This window comes from Rhodococcus sp. KRD162 (genome assembly GCF_017168335.1).
GTDB lineage: Bacteria > Actinomycetota > Actinomycetes > Mycobacteriales > Mycobacteriaceae > Rhodococcoides.
The window spans coordinates 768,272-786,153 of the sequence record NZ_JABFAU010000003.1 but is presented as its reverse complement, the minus strand read 5'-3'; the positions used below and the strand labels follow the sequence as shown (position 1 = coordinate 786,153).

Below are 17,882 nucleotides of genomic sequence, written 5' to 3'. Positions count from 1 at the left end.
CATTTACTTGTCGGGCCCGGAGAGCTCGAGGGCTATGTTGTCCGGATCACGGAACTCGACGATGGACAGACCAGGACCGGCGTCCTTGATGCCCTCGTGCGCAATGCCCAACTCGTCCAGTGTCTTCACTGCATCTTCGAGCGCGGACCGAGTGGCCACGGTGAAGCTGAGGTGATCGAGCCCGCACCGATCTTCACCGAAGGTGTCGTCGCTCGGTGCTACCGGACGCAAGCCGAGCAGTCCTCCACCGAACTTGTAGATGACGCCACCGAACAGAAACCACAGTGCCTTCTTGGTCTCCTCGTCGGCATCGGGGTCCCAGGCGTAGGCGACTTCGAACCCGAATACCGCGTCGTAGAACGATCGGGATCGGTCGATATCGCTGACGGTGAGGCGAACATGGTTGTAGTCGGTGACTGCGATAGGCACGTGATGCTCCATTCCGGCAGCAGGGAAGCTACCTCAGGAGTCATTCGGAACCAGGCCGACGATCGATGGTGCCGATCTACTCGGCTCGGGCCGCGGTGATTGCCAGCCCGACCGAGCCGCTCTTGCCGCGTCGCAGCACGCTGCCCGTGACGACGAGCCACCCCAGGATGCCGTACTTCGATACGACAGCCGAGCGGGCCTTCTCGGTTTCGGCCGCACCGAGGATCTCGGCGACGGCGTCGACCGCATCACCCTGCGGATTGCCGCGCACGTCGCACGGTGCGATAGTGACCTTCGGGTTGCGGCGTATTCGTTTGACCTTCCACGAATCGGCAACGGTCCACATGAGCAGTCGGTTGCCTTCGACAGCGCCCCACAACGGAGTGGGCACCGCGGTGCCATCCTTCTTGAAGGTGGTCAGCAGTATGTACTTGCCCTGTGCAATGTCTTCGAAGGTGGCGACCATACCCGTCAGAATACGTCGCTACTCCCCCTCGAGCGCGCCCTCGGTCTCCAGGTAGACCTGACGCAGCCCCGCGAGAACCTGCTCGTTCGGCTCGGCCCACATCTGTCGTTCGGTAGCTTCGAGCAGCCGTTCGGCGATGCCGTGCAGCGCCCACGGATTGGACTGCCGCATGAACTTCTGGTTCTGCTCGTCCAGGACGTAGGTCTCGGCGAGCTTCTCGTACATCCAGTCGTGCACGACGCCCGTGGTGGCGTCGTAGCCGAACAGGTAGTCGACCGTGGCAGCCATCTCGAACGCGCCCTTGTATCCGTGTCTGCGCATAGCCTCCAGCCACCGGGGATTGACCACCCTGGCCCGGAACACACGCGCGGTTTCTTCCGAGAGAGTGCGCGTGCGAACCGATTCCGGTCGCGTGCTGTCGCCGATGTACGCCTCCGGCGACTTCCCGGTCAACGCTCGCACGGTTGCGACCATGCCGCCGTGGTACTGGAAGTAGTCGTCGGAATCTGCGATGTCGTGCTCACGGGTGTCGGTGTTCTTGGCGGCAACGGCAATGCGCTTGTAGGCGGTGCGCATGTCGTCCGAGGCAGGCACACCGTCGAGGCCGCGTCCGTACGCGAAGCCGCCCCAGGTGGTGTAGACCTGCGCCAGGTCCTCGTCGCTGCGCCAGGTCTTGCTGTCGATCAGCTGCAGCAGTCCGGCACCGTAGGTACCCGGCTTCGAACCGAAAATGCGTGTTGTGGAACGCCTCTCGTCACCGTGTTCGGCGAGATCTGCCTGGGCATGCGCTCGGACGTAGTTCTGATCGGGTTCCTCGTCCAGCGCGGCCACCATGCGCACCGCGTCGTCGAGCAGCGCCAGGACATGGGGGAACGCGTCGCGGAAGAACCCACTGATTCGGACCGTCACGTCGATACGAGGGCGGCCGAGCTCGACGAGATCGACGACCTCGAGCCGGGTGACCCGGCGCGATGCCTCGTCCCACACCGGCGAGACCCCCAACAGCGCGAACACCTCCGCGATGTCGTCACCGGAGGTTCGCATCGCCGAGGTCCCCCACACCGACAACCCAACGGACTTCGGCCACTCACCGTGATCCTCGCGATAGCGAGCAAGGAGAGACTCGGCCATCGCCTGGCCCGTCTCCCATGCCAGTCTCGACGGCACGGCCTTGGGATCCACCGAGTAGAAATTGCGTCCGGTGGGCAAGACGTTGATCAATCCGCGCAACGGTGAGCCGCTCGGTCCCGCCGCGATGAACCCGCCGTCGAGGGCGTGCAGCACCTGCTCGATCTCGCGCGAGGTGCCCCGCAGTCTCGGCACCACCTCGGCGGCTGCGAACTCGAGAATCTGCGCCACTGTCTCGCCGTGCTCACCGGCGACGCGAGCGGCCTGGCTCGGATCCCACTGGGTGGCCTGCATGTTCGCGACCAAACCGTGGGCGATCGACTCGATACCGTCGACGCGGGTGCGTTCTTCCTCGCCGTCCTCGCTGAGGCCGAGGGCTTCGCGCAGACCGGGAACTGTCTGTTCGCCGCCCCACATCTGCCGAGCTCGCAGCATCGCCAGCACGATGTCGACCTCGGCATCTCCGACGGGCTCCTGGCCGAGAACGTGCAGTCCGTCTCGGATCTGGACGTCCTTGATCTCGCACAACCACCCGTCGACGTGCAGGAGCATGTCGTCGAAGACATCCTCCTCGGGCCGCTCCTCCAGCCCCAGATCCTTGTGCATCTGCGCCGCCGTCATCAGCGTCCAGATCTGCTGCCGAATCGCGGGCAGCTTGGCTGGATCGAGCGCCGAAATGTTCGAGTGCTCGTCGAGCAGTTGCTCGAGCCGAGAGATGTCTCCGTAACTCTCCGCCCGTGCCATGGGGGGAATGAGATGGTCGACGAGGGTCGCGTGCGCTCGACGCTTGGCTTGCGTGCCCTCCCCCGGATCGTTGACGAGGAACGGATAGATCAGCGGCAGATCACCCAGCGCCGCATCGGTTCCACAGGACGCAGACATGCCGAGTGTCTTACCCGGCAACCACTCCAGGTTGCCGTGCTTGCCCAGGTGGACCATCGCATCCGCGCCGAAACCGCCGTCTTCCCGAGTGGCCGAAATCCACCGGTACGCAGCAAGATAGTGGTGGCTCGGCGGTAGATCGGGATCGTGATAAATCGCAACGGGCTTCTCGCCGAATCCGCGCGGCGGCTGCACCATGACGACGACGTTGCCGAAGCACATTGCGGCGATGACGATCTCACCGTTCGGATCGGCAGATCGGTCGACGTAGAGATCGCCTGGTGCCGGGCCCCAATGCTCGACCACTGCCGCTCGCAGGTCTGCGGGTAACTGCTCGAACCACTGCCCGTACTGCGCCGCGGAGATGCGAATGGGATTGCCCTCGAGCTGGGCGTCGGTGAGCCAGTTCGGATCCTGGCCGCCACGGGCGATCAGGGCATGGATGAGCGCGTCACCGTCGCGTGCGGCGAGTCCGGGCACCGAATCTGGTCCGTCGATCGGACCGAGGTCGTAGCCGGCGGCGCGCATGCTCGACATCAACGCGATGGCGCTGGCCGGAGTATCGAGGCCGACGGCGTTGCCGATCCTCGCGTGCTTGGTGGGGTAGGCCGAGAACATCAGGGCGATACGGCGATCGGCCGACGGGATGTGCCGCAGCCGGGCGTGCCGCACCGCGATACCTGCCACGCGTGCCGCGCGCTCGTGGTCCGGAACGTACGTCGTCAAGCCGTCGTCGTCGATTTCCTTGAACGAGAACGGAACCGTGATGAGACGTCCGTCGAACTCGGGCACGGCGACCTGGGTCGCGACGTCCAGCGGCGAGAGGCCGTCATCGTTCGCGGCCCATGTCGCGCGCGAGCTCGTCAGGCACAGGCCCTGCAGGATCGGAACATCGAGTGCAGCGAGTTCGGCCACGTCCCAGGCTTCGTCGTCACCGCCTGCCGACGCTCCGGCAGGTTTGGTACCACCTGCGGCGAGGACGGTCACGATCAACGCGTCCGCCGACTTCAGGGTTTCGAGCAGATCGGCTTCGGCGGTGCGCAGCGATGCGCAGTAGATGGGCAGCGCAGTGGCACCTGCGTTCTCCACCGCGGTGGCGAGCGCGTCGATGTACGCGGTGTTTCCGGCAAGGTGCTGGGCGCGATAGTACAAAATCGCGACCGTCGGCACCCCCGCGTGCGGTGCGGAGCTTCGCTCGAGATGCCCCCACGTCGGGAGGTGTTGCGGTGCGTCGAAACCGTGCCCGGTCAGCAGAACGGTGTCGGAAAGAAAGTTGTACAGCTGGCGCAGGTTGTCCGACCCGCCCTCGGCGAGATAGTTGTGCGCCTGCGCGGCAACGTTCGCCGGCACGGTCGAGATCTCCATCAGGTCCGCGTCCGGTGCCTGTTCACCGCCGAGAACCACAACGGGCAGTCCGGTGGCGAGCACCGCAGCGATGCCCGACTCCCACGACCGCCGCGACCCCAGGATTCGCACGATGATCAATTCGGCCGATTCGGCCATCGTCGGGATGTCCTCGGCGAGCAGACGGGAGGGGTTGCCCCAGGTGTAGTCGGCTCCACTGGCGCGAGCGCTGAGCAGATCGGTGTCCGATGTGGACAGCAACAAGAACACGGGTAACGCCCTCCTCGGGGGTTTTCGCGCCCCTGAAATCGGTGAATCTTCTCTGCAGCTGATCGGAGAGAGGGTCTGACTTCCGCGCTGCGCAGGTGAAACGCAGGGCGGTCACAGTGGCGCGACCGTACCGGATTTTCGCCGGTTTCCTCTCGGCCGTAGCCGTGACACCGAATGCTACCGGTGCGTGCACGAGATCTGTTCACCCAGCGCACTTGTAGCCTTGAAACATGACATCGCCTGAGAGGCCGCTGCCCGACGGTTGCCCCGGAGCGCTCACCACACATCCGGCCGCGGACGGTCCGCTCGCGCGCATCAGGCTGCCGGGTGGCGTCCTGCTGCCCCGCCAGATACAGATGCTGGCGCAGGCCGCGGCAGAGCTGGGCGACGGCACCCTGGAGCTCACCTCTCGGGGAAACATTCAGGTGCGCGCGGTCTCGGATCCGGACGCGCTGGCGAGCAGAGTGGCCGAATCCGGGTTGCTGCCGTCCGAGTCTCACGAGCGGGTGCGCAACATCCTCGCCTCACCGCTCTCGGGGCGAGTCGACGGCATCACCGACGTGCGGGCACTGGTCGGAGAACTGGACGAGGGCATCTGCGCGGCCGACGAGCTGGCCGAGCTGCCTGGGCGGGTGTTGTTCGCCATCGACGACGGCCGGGGAGATATGTGCGGCCTGGAACCGGACTTCGGCGTCTACGCCCAGGCCGACGGGTCCTACGCCCTGTTGTTGGCGGGACTGGACAGCGGTGTTCGAATCGGTCGCGGTGCCGTGGTGTCGACTCTGCTGGACTGCGCCGCGGCCTTCGTCGAACTGCGCCGATCCGAGTGGCGACTGGCCGAACTCGATGGTGGGGCAGATCGTGTCATCGAACGTCTGGGGCTCGACGCCGGCCCGGTCCTGACCTTGCCTGCGCCTGTGGAGGTGCCGCCGATCGGGTGGCTCGACCAGGTCGACGGCCGAGTGGCGTTGGCCGCGGGATTGGCGAACGGCATTCTCGATGCTCGGCTCGCCGAGTTCCTCGCCGCCATCGATCGGCCGCTGATCGTGACCCCGTGGCGGTCTCTGATCGTGTGTGATCTGGACGAGGAACCGGCCGAGCAGGTGGTGCGCGTGCTCGCTCCGATGGGGCTGATCTTCGACGAGGCATCGCCCTGGATTCGGGTGAGTTCATGTACTGGATCGCCGGGCTGCGCGAAGTCACAGGCCGATGTTCGGGCCGACCTCGCAGCCGCGGTGGATGCCCGCATGACTCCGCGAGACGAGCGGCAGCACTGGTCCGGCTGCGAGCGTCGATGTGGGCGCCCCAAAGGTGAGGTCACCGACGTGGTTGCGACAGGAATCGGCTATCGCGTGTCCTGAACCGACCGAGACCGATTTCCTGCTGAGGGGTCCCTCTCCCCTATCGTGACACGCATGCACGACTACGTCCGCGACGGCGGCGAGATCTACCGACAATCGTTCGCGACCATCCGAGCCGAGGCAGATCTGTCGCGGTTCGCACCGGATGTCGCCCAGGTCGTGGTGCGCATGATCCATGCGGTGGGAGAAATCGATCTGACCGAGACGATCGGATTCACCCCGAACGTCGTGGTGTCCGCGCGCGCTGCGCTACGGGCGGGAGCTCCGGTGCTGTGTGACGCCAACATGGTGGCCGCGGGGGTGACGCGTCGTCGACTACCCGCCGACAACGAAGTGCTGTGCACCCTTTCGGACCCGAGGGTACCTGCGTTGGCTCAGCGCATGGGGACGACGAGAACCGCAGCGGCACTGGAGTTGTGGGGTGACAAGCTCGACGGTGCCGTCGTCGCGATCGGCAACGCACCCACTGCACTGTTCCATTTGATGGAATTGCTCGCAGCGGGAGCACCGAAGCCTGCCGCCATCGTCGGTGGCCCGGTCGGCTTCATCGGCGCGGCCGAGTCGAAAGAGGACCTCATTGCCGCCGACACCGGTGTCGAGTATCTGGTCGTGCGCGGCAGGCGCGGCGGTAGTGCCATCACCGCTGCTGCTGTCAATGCCATTGCGAGCGAGCAGGAATGAGTACACAGGGCAAATTGTGGGGCGTCGGAGTCGGTCCCGGCGATCCGGAGTTGTTGACCGTGAAGGCCGCCCGCGTGATCGGCGCGGCGGATGTGGTCGCGTTTCACAGCGCACAGCACGGTCGGAGCATTTCCCGAGGGCTGGCGGCCGGCTATATGCGTGCTGGGCAGATCGAAGAGCACCTCGTCTATCCGGTCACCACAGAGGCCACGGCGCATCCGGGCGGATACCAGGGCGCGATCGACGAGTTCTACGAATCCGCTGCCGCTCGCCTCGCAGCGCACCTCGACGCCGGACGTTCGGTAGTGCTTCTGGCCGAAGGCGACCCACTGTTCTACAGCTCGTACATGCACATGCACAAGAGGCTGGCGGACCGGTTCGAGGTCGAGATCGTGCCGGGCGTGACCTCGGTCAGCGCCGCATCTGCCGCAGTGGCTGCTCCGCTGGTGGAACGGGACGAGGTATTGACAGTACTTCCCGGCACCTTGTCCGCGGACGAGCTGACCCGACGACTTCGGGGAACCGACGCCGCGGTCATCATGAAGCTCGGCCGGACCTACCCCACGGTGCTCGACGCTTTGGAGCGATCGGGCAGGTTGGACGAGGCGCTCTACGTCGAGCGCGCCAGCACGTCAGAGCAGCGTGTGCTGGGCGCCGCCGACGCCGACAATGTGCCGTACTTTTCGATGATCGTGGTACCTAGCCCCGCCAATCGAACCGAAACCAACACTGCTGCCGGTGAAGTGGTGGTGGTGGGCCTCGGACCGGGGGACGACGCATGGACCACCGACGAGGTCCGGGCCGAACTGGCCGCCGCCACCGATCTGGTCGGCTACGTGACCTACATCGACCGCGTACCGCAGCGTCCGGGTCAGGGGAGGCATTCGAGCGAGAACAAGGTCGAGTCCGAACGGGCAGCCTTCGCGCTGGATCTCGCCAAACAGGGGCGCCGCGTCGCCGTGGTGTCCTCTGGTGATCCAGGTGTGTTCGCCATGGCGACGGCGGTCATCGAGGTTGCGGCCGAACAGCAATGGAGTTCGGTGCCGGTTCGGGTGGTCCCGGGCATGACGGCGGCCAATGCCGTGGCCAGTCGGGTCGGGGCTCCGCTCGGCCACGATTACGCCGTCGTGTCGCTCTCCGATCGACTCAAGCCGTGGGATGTGGTGGCGAAACGACTCGACGCGGTGGCCGGAGCCGACATGGCACTGGCAATCTACAACCCGGCGTCGGCGTCGCGTACCTGGCAGGTAGCAGCGATGAAAGAGATTCTCCTCGAGCACCGTTCACCGCACACGCCGGTCGTCGTCGGCCGGGCAGTGGGCAGCGCGGAGGAATCGGTTCGCACCGTGACCCTCGCCGAACTCGATCCCGAGTCGATCGATATGCGGTGCCTGCTCATCATCGGTTCCTCGATGACCACCGTGGTGGACACCGGAAGTGGACCGAAGGTGTTCACCTCCCGGCGCTATCGGTCAGATTGCAGCGAGTAGCCGATTTCTCAACCAGTCCACGGCGGCATCGACGGTGTCCACGGTCGATGCCGCTGTCGGTCGTGCGGGACGGTCGACCATCAGCACCGGTACCGATGTCGCCCGCGCTGCATCGAGCTTCGCTCTGGTCATGTCGCCGCCGCTGTTCTTGGTGATCACCAGGTCGATTCGGTGCTCGGCGAGCAGCGTCGCCTCGTGGCGTTCGTCGAACGGTCCCCGATCGAGCACGAGCGTCATGTGCGGCGGCACCGGGCCGTCGGGACGGTCGATCGCTCTGACCAGAAACCACGAGTGCTCGACGTGGGCAAAATGGTGAACTCCCTGTCGGCCGATCGTGAGGAAGACTCTGCTGCCCGGCGTGACCGACGCCGCGGCCTCGGGCATGGAGGCCACCGAGGTCCATCGATCACCCTCCCCCGCCTTCCACGGCGGTCGGGTCAGTACCAGCAGTGCGGTTCCTGTCAGGCGGGTGGCGAGTTCGGCGTGAGTGCCGATGGTCGCCGCGAACGGGTGGGTCGCATCGACCACGACGTCGATGGAGTTCTGCAGCAGCCACTGCGCGAGTGCGCTCGGCCCTCCGAAGCCGCCGATTCTCGTCTGCCCGACGGGGAGCACCGGGTCTGCCAAACGTCCGGCCAGCGACGTGACCGCCTCGATCCCCGGTTCCTCGTTCACTGCGGCGGCAAGGTTCCGCGATTCCGAGGTACCGCCCAGAATCAGGATTTTCACTCTTTCCTCGCACACCACTGGGTGACCGGCAGCTGCGGTCTCCACGTCGTGAACGCGCCGAGTGGTTCGCCGCGGTAGATCTGAAATTTGCGCAACCGACCTCCGTATCGTTCCGCTGCCGAAAGCAACAGCGAATCGGATTGGGCGGTAACCGAGTTGGCGACCAATCGGCCGCCATCGCGCAGAGCGCGCCAGCAGTGCCCGAGCATATCGGGCGAGGTCAACCCACCACCGACGAACACCGCGTCGGGTCCGGCATCCTCGGCTGCCGCGTCGGTGAAACTCCCGGGGGCAGCACCGAGTACGCGCAAGCGGGGCACTCCCAGACGCAGTGCATTGTTCTCGATCTGATCGCGCCGAGCCGGAGAGGACTCGAACGTCACGGCACGACAGGAAGTGTCGGTCCGCATCCACTCGATGGCTATGGTTCCCGATCCACCCCCGATATCCCAGAGCAGCTCCCCCGGCGCAGGCGCCAACGCGCTCAGCGTCAACGCTCGCACTTCCTGCTTGGTCATCTGACCATCCCCGCCGAACGCGGAGTCGGCCAAGCCAGGAATTCTGGTGTGCCTGATCGAACCGGGGTCTCGAACACATTCGAGCGCAACGACATTGAGTGCGTCGATACCGTCGAACATCGAGTCTCTGGCGATCGCGCCGGTCACTCGCTCGGCCGATCCGCCGAGTTGTTCGAGTACCGTCACCTCGCTTGCACCGAAGCCGTTGGCGCACAGCACTGCCGCGATCTCGTCGGGAGTGCTGCCGTCACGGCTCAACACGAGAATCCGGCGACCGTCGGTCAGTTCCGGCAACAGCATCTCGACCGGGCTGTTGACCAACGACACCGTCGTGACGTGCTGAAGTGCCCATCCCAATCGCGCACATGCAAGCGAGACCGATGACGGTGCTGGATGAACGCGCAGCCGCTCGGCACCGAACTCTCGCGCCAGGCTCACCCCGATTCCGTGGAACATCGGATCCCCGCTGGCCAGGACGCACACTGTACGGCCCTCGTACGCGTCGATCATGGGCCTCAAATTCGGCAGCAACGGGCTCGGCCACGTCCTGGTCTCGGTGCAATGCGCACGGACGCTGTCGATTTGACGGACGGAACCGAACACCACATCCGCCTGCTCGACGGCCGTGCGGGAGGCTCTTGACAGGCCGTCCCAGCCGTCCGCGCCGATTCCCACGACGACGATCGGGCTCGGAATCACCTGCGGCATCAGCGCGGCATCCTGCGCCAGAGCCATTGCGGCAGTAGTCGCATGGCGAAGAACACCGGTCTGAGAGTGCCCGGAATCCACACTTTGGTCCGGCGTCTGCGCAACGCGGCGACCACGACGTCGGCGACCTGATCGGGGGTACTCGACATCGGTGCGGGCGTCATGCCCTCGGTCATGGAGCCGATGACGAAGCCAGGACGGGCGAGCAGCAGATGTACTCCACTGCCGTGCAGCGCATCACCGAGTCCACTGGCGAACCCGTCGAGACCGGCCTTGGCGGATCCGTAGACGTAATTGGCGCGTCGCACCCGCACCCCCGCAACCGAGGAGAACACCACCAGGTCCCCACTCCCCTGTTCCCTGAGGAGCTTCGAGGCGTGAGTGAGTACCGAGACCTGCGCCAGGAAATCCGTGGTGATGACGTCGAGAGCGTGCTGAGCATCGTTCTCGGCGCGGGCTTGGTCTCCGAGTATGCCGAACGCGAGAACCACGATCCCGATGGGGCCGTGCTGCTCGGAGACCTCACGCAGAAGTTCGGCATGGGTATCCATCGCGTCTGCGTCGAACTCGATGGTTCGCACGGCTTCTGCACCGGCCTGCTGCACCCGTCGTATCTGCGCCGCCAGATCTGCACTGCGCCGAGCCGCCAATACGACGGTTCGCCCTGGGGCGAGTCGGGTGGCGACTTCCAGCCCGATCTCGCTGCGGCCGCCCAGCAGCAACAGCGTTCCGACTGCGGGTTCTGCTCGTCTGCTCACGCCGACCAGTCTGGCCGATCGGGCACCGTTCATTACAGTCGGGTTATGGCTGCCACCCCCGCTGACGCGACTGCCCTGACCGACGACGCACTCGGGTTCCTCACCGAACGGCACCTCGCCACTCTGACGACGCTCCGGCCGGATGGAACACCGCACGTCGTGGCCGTCGGGTTCACCTACGACGCCGAGGCGCTGGTCGTCCGGGTCATCACCAACGACGTGTCACAGAAGGCGATCAACGCACGCCGCGGTGGCTATGCAGCCGTAACTCAGGTCGACGGTGCCCGCTGGCTGACGTTGGAGGGGCCCGCGTCGGTGCGAGAAGACCGTGAATCCGTCGTCGACGCCGAGAATCGCTACGCCCAGCGTTACCGCGTGCCGAGGGAGAACCCCACCAGGGTTGTCATCGAGGTCCGGGTCCAGCGGGTTCTGGGTAGCCGTTCGCTGCTGAGCCGCCAGTGAGGGTCTGTTCCGACGGCCACGGCAGAACGGTCAGGTTCGGCCACTCCGTGGTCCACCGTGCGGCTTTCGCCTCGTAGACGTGCCGCATCGGCACCCTCGGATTCGGTCTCACGATTCCGGCGAACAGGTCCTCGAACCCGTGCGGTGCGTAGACGATGTCCTCGCCGTCTCTGCCTCCGGTGATCCCGAAGCAACACGTGGTCGAGACGAAGTGATCGATTGCATCCTCGGTGCTGCGGAACGGAGCGATCCGACTGCCGAAATGCTGCTCGTACCACAGGTGCACACGCGCTTCGTTGCGTACTTCGACGTCGACGCCGAGGTCGGCGAACATCGAGGCTGCGGCCTCGATCGCGTCGTTCTCCGCGTCGTAGGACAGGTCGAAATCGTCGAAGTAGAAGAAGTCGTAATCCCGGATGCCCACCTGCGGTTCCCGATCGGCCAGGTGGTTCCACACCGTCTGGAACAGGCCCCCGGCAGTGAGATACCAACCGGGGAGCCCGAGCTTCGGTGCACGTCGAAGTATCTCGTCGACAACGGAATTGGCGCGGACGATCGAGACGAACTCGGCCTCGCGTTCTGTGCTCATACAGGCAGGACGGCCAGACCGTGGGGCCGCAGGTTGACCGATTCGCAGCCGTCCGCGGTGACGACGACGATATCCTCGATGCGCGCACCCCACTGCTCCCGGAAGTAGATCCCCGGTTCGATGCTGAAAGCCATGCCTTCGGTCAGCGGGATGTCGTTTCCGGCAACGATGTAGGGCTCTTCGTGCACCGACAGGCCGATACCGTGTCCGGTGCGGTGCAGAAATGCCTCGCCCAGCCCGGCGTCGACCAAGATGTCGCGGGCGGCCGCATCTATGGACTGTGCGGTCGCTCCCGGCACCACCGCATCGACGGCCGCTTGCTGCGCCCGCTCGAGCACTGCGTATCGTGCTGCGATCTCCGCTGCCGGTTCACCGAGACTGTAGGTGCGAGTCGAGTCGGAGTTGTATCCCGGTGCGACGGGACCTCCGATGTCGATGACGACGATGTCGCCTGCCTCGATGACACGATCGGATACCTCGTGGTGTGGATCTGCGCCATGCGGTCCGGACCCGACGATGATGAATTCCGGTGCGGTGTGGCCCTCTTCGACGATCGCGACCGCGATGTCAGCGGCGACCTGAGCTTCGGTGCGGCCCACTCGAAGCCACTCGCCCATCCGGGCGTGGACTCGGTCGATGGCGGACCCGGCCCGACGCAGCGCAGCGATCTCGGCGTGGTCCTTGACCATGCGAAGTTCGCGGAGCACGTCCGTAGCCAGTACCGGCACCGTACCGAAGACCTCAGCAAGCGGTACGAAGTGCAGCGCGGGCATCGCATCGGCAACCGCAGTCTTGGACCCGGCCGGTACCGCGGAAGCGACCAGCGCGTACGGATCGACACCGTCGACCCAGTCGACGAGCGTCAGAGACAGATCCTGGGCCGCGGAATCACCCAGTGCAGCAAGCTCGAGCCGCGGAACCACGATGCTGGGTGTACTTCCGTCGGCAGGTACGACCAGAGCGATGAGACGCTCGAACGAACTGGCCTTCGAACCGATCAAGTACTGCAGATCCGGCCCCGGAGTGATCAGCAGTGCATCCAGCCCCGCATCCGATGTCAGGCGCGCGGCCCGCGCGAGCCGGGATGCGTATACGTCGCTCGAGAAACGTGAGGAACTGGCCGAAGAATCGATACTCATCCCTCCAGGCTAGTGCCGTTTGGCAAGATGGGCCCCATGACCGCACCCGGAAAGTCGCCGTTGCTGCTCCTCGATGGTGCGAGCCTGTGGTTCAGGGCCTACTACGCACTGCCCGAGTCGATTACGGCACCGGATGGCCGGCCGGTCAACGCCGTGCGTGGGTTCCTCGACATGATCTCGGCGTTGATCGGGCGCACCGAACCCACACGATTGGCAGTCTGCCTGGATCTGGACTGGCGGCCGCAGTTCCGAGTGGACCTGGTGCCGACCTACAAGGCGCACCGGGTGGCCGAGGCACCACCGGAGGTTGCCGAGAGCGAAGAGGTTCCGGAGACCCTTACTCCGCAGGTGGACATGATCATGGACGTTCTCGCCGCACTGGGGATCGCCACCGCAGGCGCGGACGGACTGGAGGCCGACGACGTGCTCGGCACGTTGGCTGCGCGCGAGCGCCGGAACCCAGTGGTAGTGGTCAGCGGGGACAGAGACCTGTTGCAGGTCGCCGCCGACGAGCCGAACGAGGTTCGGGTTCTGTACGTGGGGCGTGGATTGGCCAAGGCCGAATTGTTCGGTCCGGCATTGGTTTCCGAACGATACGGCGTTCCTCTGCACCGCGCGGGCGCGGCATACGCCGAACTCGCACTTCTCAGAGGCGACGCCTCCGACGGCCTGCCCGGAGTGAAGGGCATCGGTGAGAAGACGGCATCGACCCTGATGCTCCAGTACGAGTCGGTCGCAGCACTGCGCGACGCGGCGCTCGATCCGTCCTCGGACATGGCCACGGGCATCCGCGCGAAGCTGGCCAACGCCAGCGACTACCTCGACGCTGCCCTTCCCGTCGTGCGGGTGGTCACCGATGCGGATGTCGTGCTGTCGAAGTCCGATGAGATTCCGGCCGAGCCTGCCGACAGAAACGCGCTCGACGCTCTGGCCGAGAACCTCGGGGTGGAAAACGCCGTGGCACGCCTCGTCGCTGCGATGGCGGCCACGGCAGAGCGGACATGACCGAACAACCGAGGGCGCTATTTCGGTAGCGAGACCTCGTAGTTGGCGTCGTCGTCCAGGAAGGTCAACGTCACCTTCTTGAACGCTCCGTCGACCGTCAGCGTGCAGTCGACGCTCGCACCCTTCTCGACCCTGATGTTCTGCGGGCAGGACACCCCGGACACCTCGGAAGCACCGTAGGACTCGGTGACGACCTTGCGGACACCCTCCTGTGCGGCCGCAGTATCCAGAACGGTCGACCGACCGAAGGCAAAGAACGAGACCAGAGCGATCACCGCGACCACAGCGACGACGGCACCGACGATGATCAGAGGTTTCTTCGACTGCGACCCGGCGGTACCTGGCCCCTGCTGACCTGGACCCTGCTGATTCGGGTACTGCTGATTCGGATACTGCTGGTTGGGGTTCCACGGCTGCTGAGGCTGCTGACCGTACTGACCGGGACCGTACTGACCACCGCCGTATTGCTGTGGGGCGTACGGATTCTGATAGGCCGGATCCCCGGGCCCCTGGGCACCGGCCCCGGGATACGGCGTGCCGTACTGCTGGCCGGCCGGGTATTGCTGTGCGGGATTCTGCGGTGCGGGATTCTGCGTGGTCGGGTACTGGCCCTGGGGGTAGCCGCCTTGCGGGTACTGGCCTTGCGGGTACTGCCCCTGTGGGTAACCGCCTTGCGGGTACTGGCCCTGTGGATAGCCTGCAGAGGGATACTGCCCCTGCGGGTACGGGTTGCCGGGTGGTTGCGGACTCTGCCCGTAACCACCCGGCGCGGATTCACCGTAGGGCGTGTTCGGCGCTGCGGGCGGCTGTGCGTACGGCCCCCACGCGGACGGTGCCGGGGTCTGCGAACCCTGCTCAGGAGTGGAGCCGGTATGCGAAGGCGGAGCCGCGGGTGATTCCGGAGTGTCTTTCGCGGTACCGTCCTGCTGGTCGGGATTGCGCGACCAACTGTTGTCGGAATCGGTCGGACCGTTTGGGCCGCTCATCTCGCCTCCACTGAAAATTCGGTTTCGTCGGGGGTACCGTATCCCGATCCTGCCACCTCCCGCTGGACCGACCCGGCAGTCCGCTTCACGGCGGGAGCGTGAGCCGGACGTTGTGCTCCGGTCTCGATGACGACGCGCTCGTCAGGCGGCATCGACCGCGACCACGCCCCGGCGTAGGGCTGCGATGGCGCGGGCTGCAGTGCGCGAGAGTTCCGGCTCCGGGGCAGCGAGCCGTACCTGATCGAGCAGATCGATGACCTGCCGACACCATCGGACGAAGTCTCCACCCGAGAGCGCTCTACCGTTGTCGCCCGCCGTGACCAGAGCGTCGACCAACGAGTGATCGGATGCCCACTTGTAGATCGCCTTCACGAAGCCCATGTCGGGTTCCCTCGTGGGCGGGAGCTTGTGGCGAACTTCGTCGGAACGTAGTTCGTGCCACACCCGTACCGTCTCGGTCAACGCGTGCCGAATCGGCCCCGTCGGACCGTGCGGGGTGATGTCTCCTTCCGATCGTGACTCGTAGACCACTGCCGAGACCACCGCTGCCAATTCTGCGGGCGAGAGCCCCTGCCACAGGCCGGTCCGCAAACATTCCGCGACGAGGAGATCGGATTCGGAGTAGATCCGGCTCAATCGGGCACCGTCGTCGGTCACCTTCGGATCTTTGCCCTCGGTCACGTAGCCGCGATCCGCAAGCAACGCAAGGATGCGGTCGAAGGTTCTGGCCAGGGAGTTCGTCGTGGCCGAGACCTTCTGACGCATCGTTTCCGTCTCGCGGGCCAGCCGGTTGTAGCGCTCGCCGATACGTCCGAGCTCGTCACGGTCGGGCCGGTTGTGGACCGGGTGCGATCGAATGGCGCGGCGCAGAGTTGCCAGCTCTTTGTCGTCCGCTGCTGTCGACTTCCGCCGAATCCGGTCCGACGGCTGCGAAATTCCACGCGTCACGAGGGCCGCTGCGATATCACGTCGAGTCTTCGCGGTGCGATGATCGACGAATCGCGGCAGTCGCATCGTGCCGAGAGAGGTTGCAGGCGACGGGAAGTCCGCTGCCGACAGCCGGCCCGCCCATTTGTCCTCGGTCAAGACGAGCGGGCGCGGATCGGCCTGGTCGTCGTCGGGCTCGAGCACCACGGCAAGACCGCTGCGCCGCCCAGTCGGCACGGAGATGACGTCGCCGCGACGCAAGGCCCGGAGTGAATCGACGGCCTTGTCTCGTCGATCCGATCTGTTCTGACGCGCGAGGGTCTTCTCGCGATCTTTCAGCCGCTCCCGCAGCCGCGCGTATTCGAAGTACTCGCCCTCGGGACCTCCGAGTCGCGCACCGAGTGTGTCCAGAGTCTGAACGTTCTTTTCGATTCCCCGGACCATGCCGACCACGGAGCGATCGGCCTGGAACTGAGCAAAGGACCGTTCGAGCAGCAGTCGAGAGTCTGCCGCGCCGAACTGTTCGATCAGATTGATCGACATGTTGTACGCCGGTGCGAACGAACTGCGCAGCGGGAAGGTTCTGGTCGACGCGAGCCCGGCGACCTCGGTCGGCTCGGTGCCCGGCTGCCACAGCACCACGGCGTGCCCTTCGACATCGATGCCGCGTCGTCCGGCGCGGCCGGTCAGCTGGGTGTACTCCCCCGGCGTCAACTCGGCGTGCGTTTCGCCGTTGAACTTGACGAGCTTCTCGAGCACCACGGTTCGGGCGGGCATGTTGATGCCCAAGGCCAGGGTCTCGGTGGCGAACACCGCTCTGACCAGACCCTTGACGAACAACTCCTCCACGGTATGCCGGAAGACCGGCAACATACCGGCGTGATGGGCCGCGAACCCCCGTTCGAGTGCATCACGCCACTCCCAGAAGCCGAGCACCTCCAGGTCCTCCCGCGGGAGCTCGGAGGTGTGCTTTTCCACGATGTACCGAATCTCTTCGGCCTGCTCCGGCGTGGTCAACACCAGGCGCGACCGCATGCATTGGCTCAGGGCTCCGTCGCACCCGGCCCGGCTGAAGATGAAGGTGATCGCGGGGAGCAGACCTTCCTCGTCGAGCTTTGCGATCACGTCGGGCCGGGCCAGCGGGCGGTTGTTGGCCCCGCTGCCGTGACCACCACCACGACCTCCGCCGCCTGCTCGACCACCTCGACCTCGGCTGTGTGGCGCGTGCCAACGGTCCATCGAGTCGAGAGACTGGCGTTGTTTGACATGGCGGACGAGCTCGCGATCGACGACGACCTTCTGGTCACCGTCGCGTGACTGCGCTCTCGTATCGAACAGATCGAACAACCGTCGGCCCACCATGATGTGCTGAGACAGGGGCACCGGACGGTTCTCGTCCACCACGACAGAGGTGTCACCGCGAACGGTGCTCATCCAGGCCCCGAATTCCTCGGCGTTGCTCACGGTGGCCGAGAGACTGACCAGACGAACATCGTCGGACAGATGCAGGATGACCTCTTCCCACACCGCGCCGCGGAAGCGGTCGGCCAGATAGTGCACCTCGTCCATGACGACGTGGGACAGCCCACGCAAGGCGTCGGAGGATGCGTACAGCATGTTGCGCAGCACTTCCGTCGTCATGATGACGATGGGGGCGTCGGGGTTGACGGACGAATCTCCGGTGAGCAAACCGACGGTGTCTCGGCCGTACCGGGCGGTCAGCTCCGCGAACTTCTGGTTGCTCAGCGCTTTGATCGGAGTGGTGTAGAAACACTTGCGTCCCGCAGCGAGGGCCAAGTGCACGGCAAACTCGCCGATCACCGTCTTGCCCGCGCCGGTGGGGGCACAGACCAGAACGCCGTGGCCGTTCTCGAGTGCCGTACACGCATCGACCTGAAATCTGTCGAGGGGGAATCCGAGCTCGGCAGAAAATTTCTGCAACTCGGAGGGGCTCGTGCTCGGTTGCACGTCCACGGTCGTCTCTGTCATACGCCGGCTCCAGCGCTTCGG

Annotated in this window: 15 protein-coding genes and 1 riboswitch; of the genes, 5 read left to right on the top strand and 10 right to left on the bottom strand. The window is 65.5% G+C overall.

Going from position 1 to position 17,882, the window contains the following annotated elements:
- Positions 1 to 3: 3 nt before the first annotated feature.
- The 3 genes from J1M87_RS06150 to cobN form a co-directional block, all read right to left on the bottom strand.
- Positions 4 to 429: a VOC family protein gene (locus J1M87_RS06150; RefSeq protein ID WP_374222355.1), complete on the bottom strand. Its 426-nt coding sequence runs from the start codon at positions 427 to 429 to the stop codon at positions 4 to 6.
- 76 nt (positions 430 to 505) lie between these two features.
- Positions 506 to 895, bottom strand: coding sequence for a PPOX class F420-dependent oxidoreductase (locus tag J1M87_RS06145; protein ID WP_206488614.1), 390 nt, complete (start codon positions 893 to 895; stop codon positions 506 to 508).
- 18 nt (positions 896 to 913) lie between these two features.
- Entirely contained in the window at positions 914 to 4,519 is a 3,606-nt protein-coding gene (gene cobN, locus J1M87_RS06140; protein ID WP_206488613.1) for a cobaltochelatase subunit CobN, read from the bottom strand.
- Positions 4,520 to 4,592: 73 nt separating this feature from the next.
- A riboswitch (cobalamin riboswitch) is annotated at positions 4,593 to 4,669 on the bottom strand.
- Between the two features lie 80 nt (positions 4,670 to 4,749).
- Between cobN and cobG the strand changes: the two genes are divergently transcribed.
- From cobG to J1M87_RS06125, 3 genes are read left to right on the top strand one after another with little or no spacing between them, the layout of a single operon-like run.
- Positions 4,750 to 5,880 carry a precorrin-3B synthase gene (gene cobG / locus J1M87_RS06135; RefSeq protein WP_206488612.1) on the top strand — a complete coding sequence of 377 codons (1,131 nt, stop codon included), beginning with the start codon at positions 4,750 to 4,752 and terminating at the stop codon, positions 5,878 to 5,880.
- 54 nt (positions 5,881 to 5,934) lie between these two features.
- Positions 5,935 to 6,561: a precorrin-8X methylmutase gene (locus tag J1M87_RS06130; protein WP_206488611.1), complete on the top strand. Its 627-nt coding sequence runs from the start codon at positions 5,935 to 5,937 to the stop codon at positions 6,559 to 6,561.
- Positions 6,558 to 8,051, top strand: coding sequence for a precorrin-2 C(20)-methyltransferase (locus J1M87_RS06125; protein WP_206488610.1), 1,494 nt, complete (start codon positions 6,558 to 6,560; stop codon positions 8,049 to 8,051). Before J1M87_RS06130 ends, J1M87_RS06125 begins: the two co-directional genes overlap by 4 nt.
- Here J1M87_RS06125 and J1M87_RS28515 read toward each other — a convergent pair.
- The 3 genes from J1M87_RS28515 to J1M87_RS06115 are packed head-to-tail and all read right to left on the bottom strand — an operon-like array spanning position 8,034 to position 10,797.
- Positions 8,034 to 8,780 (bottom strand): cobalt-precorrin-6A reductase, encoded by a 747-nt coding sequence (locus tag J1M87_RS28515; RefSeq protein WP_307830737.1) that lies wholly within the window; start codon positions 8,778 to 8,780, stop codon positions 8,034 to 8,036. The genes J1M87_RS06125 and J1M87_RS28515 overlap by 18 nt on opposite strands.
- Positions 8,777 to 10,033, bottom strand: a complete 1,257-nt coding sequence (gene cbiE, locus J1M87_RS28510; protein WP_241256338.1) for a precorrin-6y C5,15-methyltransferase (decarboxylating) subunit CbiE — start codon at positions 10,031 to 10,033, stop codon at positions 8,777 to 8,779. The genes J1M87_RS28515 and cbiE overlap by 4 nt, the downstream gene beginning before the upstream one ends.
- On the bottom strand, positions 10,006 to 10,797 hold the full coding sequence (locus tag J1M87_RS06115) for an SDR family NAD(P)-dependent oxidoreductase (protein WP_206488608.1): 792 nt from the start codon (positions 10,795 to 10,797) through the stop codon (positions 10,006 to 10,008). The genes cbiE and J1M87_RS06115 overlap by 28 nt, the downstream gene beginning before the upstream one ends.
- Positions 10,798 to 10,809: 12 nt before the next feature.
- Here J1M87_RS06115 and J1M87_RS06110 point away from each other — a divergent pair, with 12 nt between their 5' ends.
- A complete protein-coding gene (locus tag J1M87_RS06110) occupies positions 10,810 to 11,226 on the top strand; it encodes a PPOX class F420-dependent oxidoreductase (RefSeq protein ID WP_206488607.1) in 417 nt (138 codons plus the stop codon).
- Here J1M87_RS06110 and J1M87_RS06105 read toward each other — a convergent pair.
- Complete coding sequence (locus J1M87_RS06105) at positions 11,168 to 11,815, bottom strand: nucleotidyltransferase family protein (protein WP_206488606.1); 648 nt, start codon at positions 11,813 to 11,815, stop codon at positions 11,168 to 11,170. The two genes, J1M87_RS06110 and J1M87_RS06105, sit on opposite strands and share 59 nt — an antisense overlap.
- Positions 11,812 to 12,954 (bottom strand): Xaa-Pro peptidase family protein, encoded by a 1,143-nt coding sequence (locus J1M87_RS06100; protein ID WP_206488605.1) that lies wholly within the window; start codon positions 12,952 to 12,954, stop codon positions 11,812 to 11,814. Before J1M87_RS06100 ends, J1M87_RS06105 begins: the two co-directional genes overlap by 4 nt.
- A gap of 27 nt (positions 12,955 to 12,981) precedes the next feature.
- On the opposite strand from J1M87_RS06100, the gene J1M87_RS06095 reads away from it, so the two are divergent.
- Complete coding sequence (locus J1M87_RS06095) at positions 12,982 to 13,959, top strand: 5'-3' exonuclease (protein WP_206488604.1); 978 nt, start codon at positions 12,982 to 12,984, stop codon at positions 13,957 to 13,959.
- A 17-nt stretch (positions 13,960 to 13,976) separates the two neighbouring features.
- On the opposite strand, the gene J1M87_RS06090 is transcribed toward J1M87_RS06095, so the two are convergent.
- Together J1M87_RS06090 and J1M87_RS06085 are read right to left on the bottom strand one after the other, a co-directional pair.
- Positions 13,977 to 14,945: a DUF4333 domain-containing protein gene (locus tag J1M87_RS06090; protein ID WP_206488603.1), complete on the bottom strand. Its 969-nt coding sequence runs from the start codon at positions 14,943 to 14,945 to the stop codon at positions 13,977 to 13,979.
- Positions 14,946 to 15,086: 141 nt separating this feature from the next.
- Positions 15,087 to 17,861, bottom strand: coding sequence for an RNA helicase (locus J1M87_RS06085; RefSeq protein WP_206488602.1), 2,775 nt, complete (start codon positions 17,859 to 17,861; stop codon positions 15,087 to 15,089).
- Positions 17,862 to 17,882 lie beyond the last annotated feature (21 nt).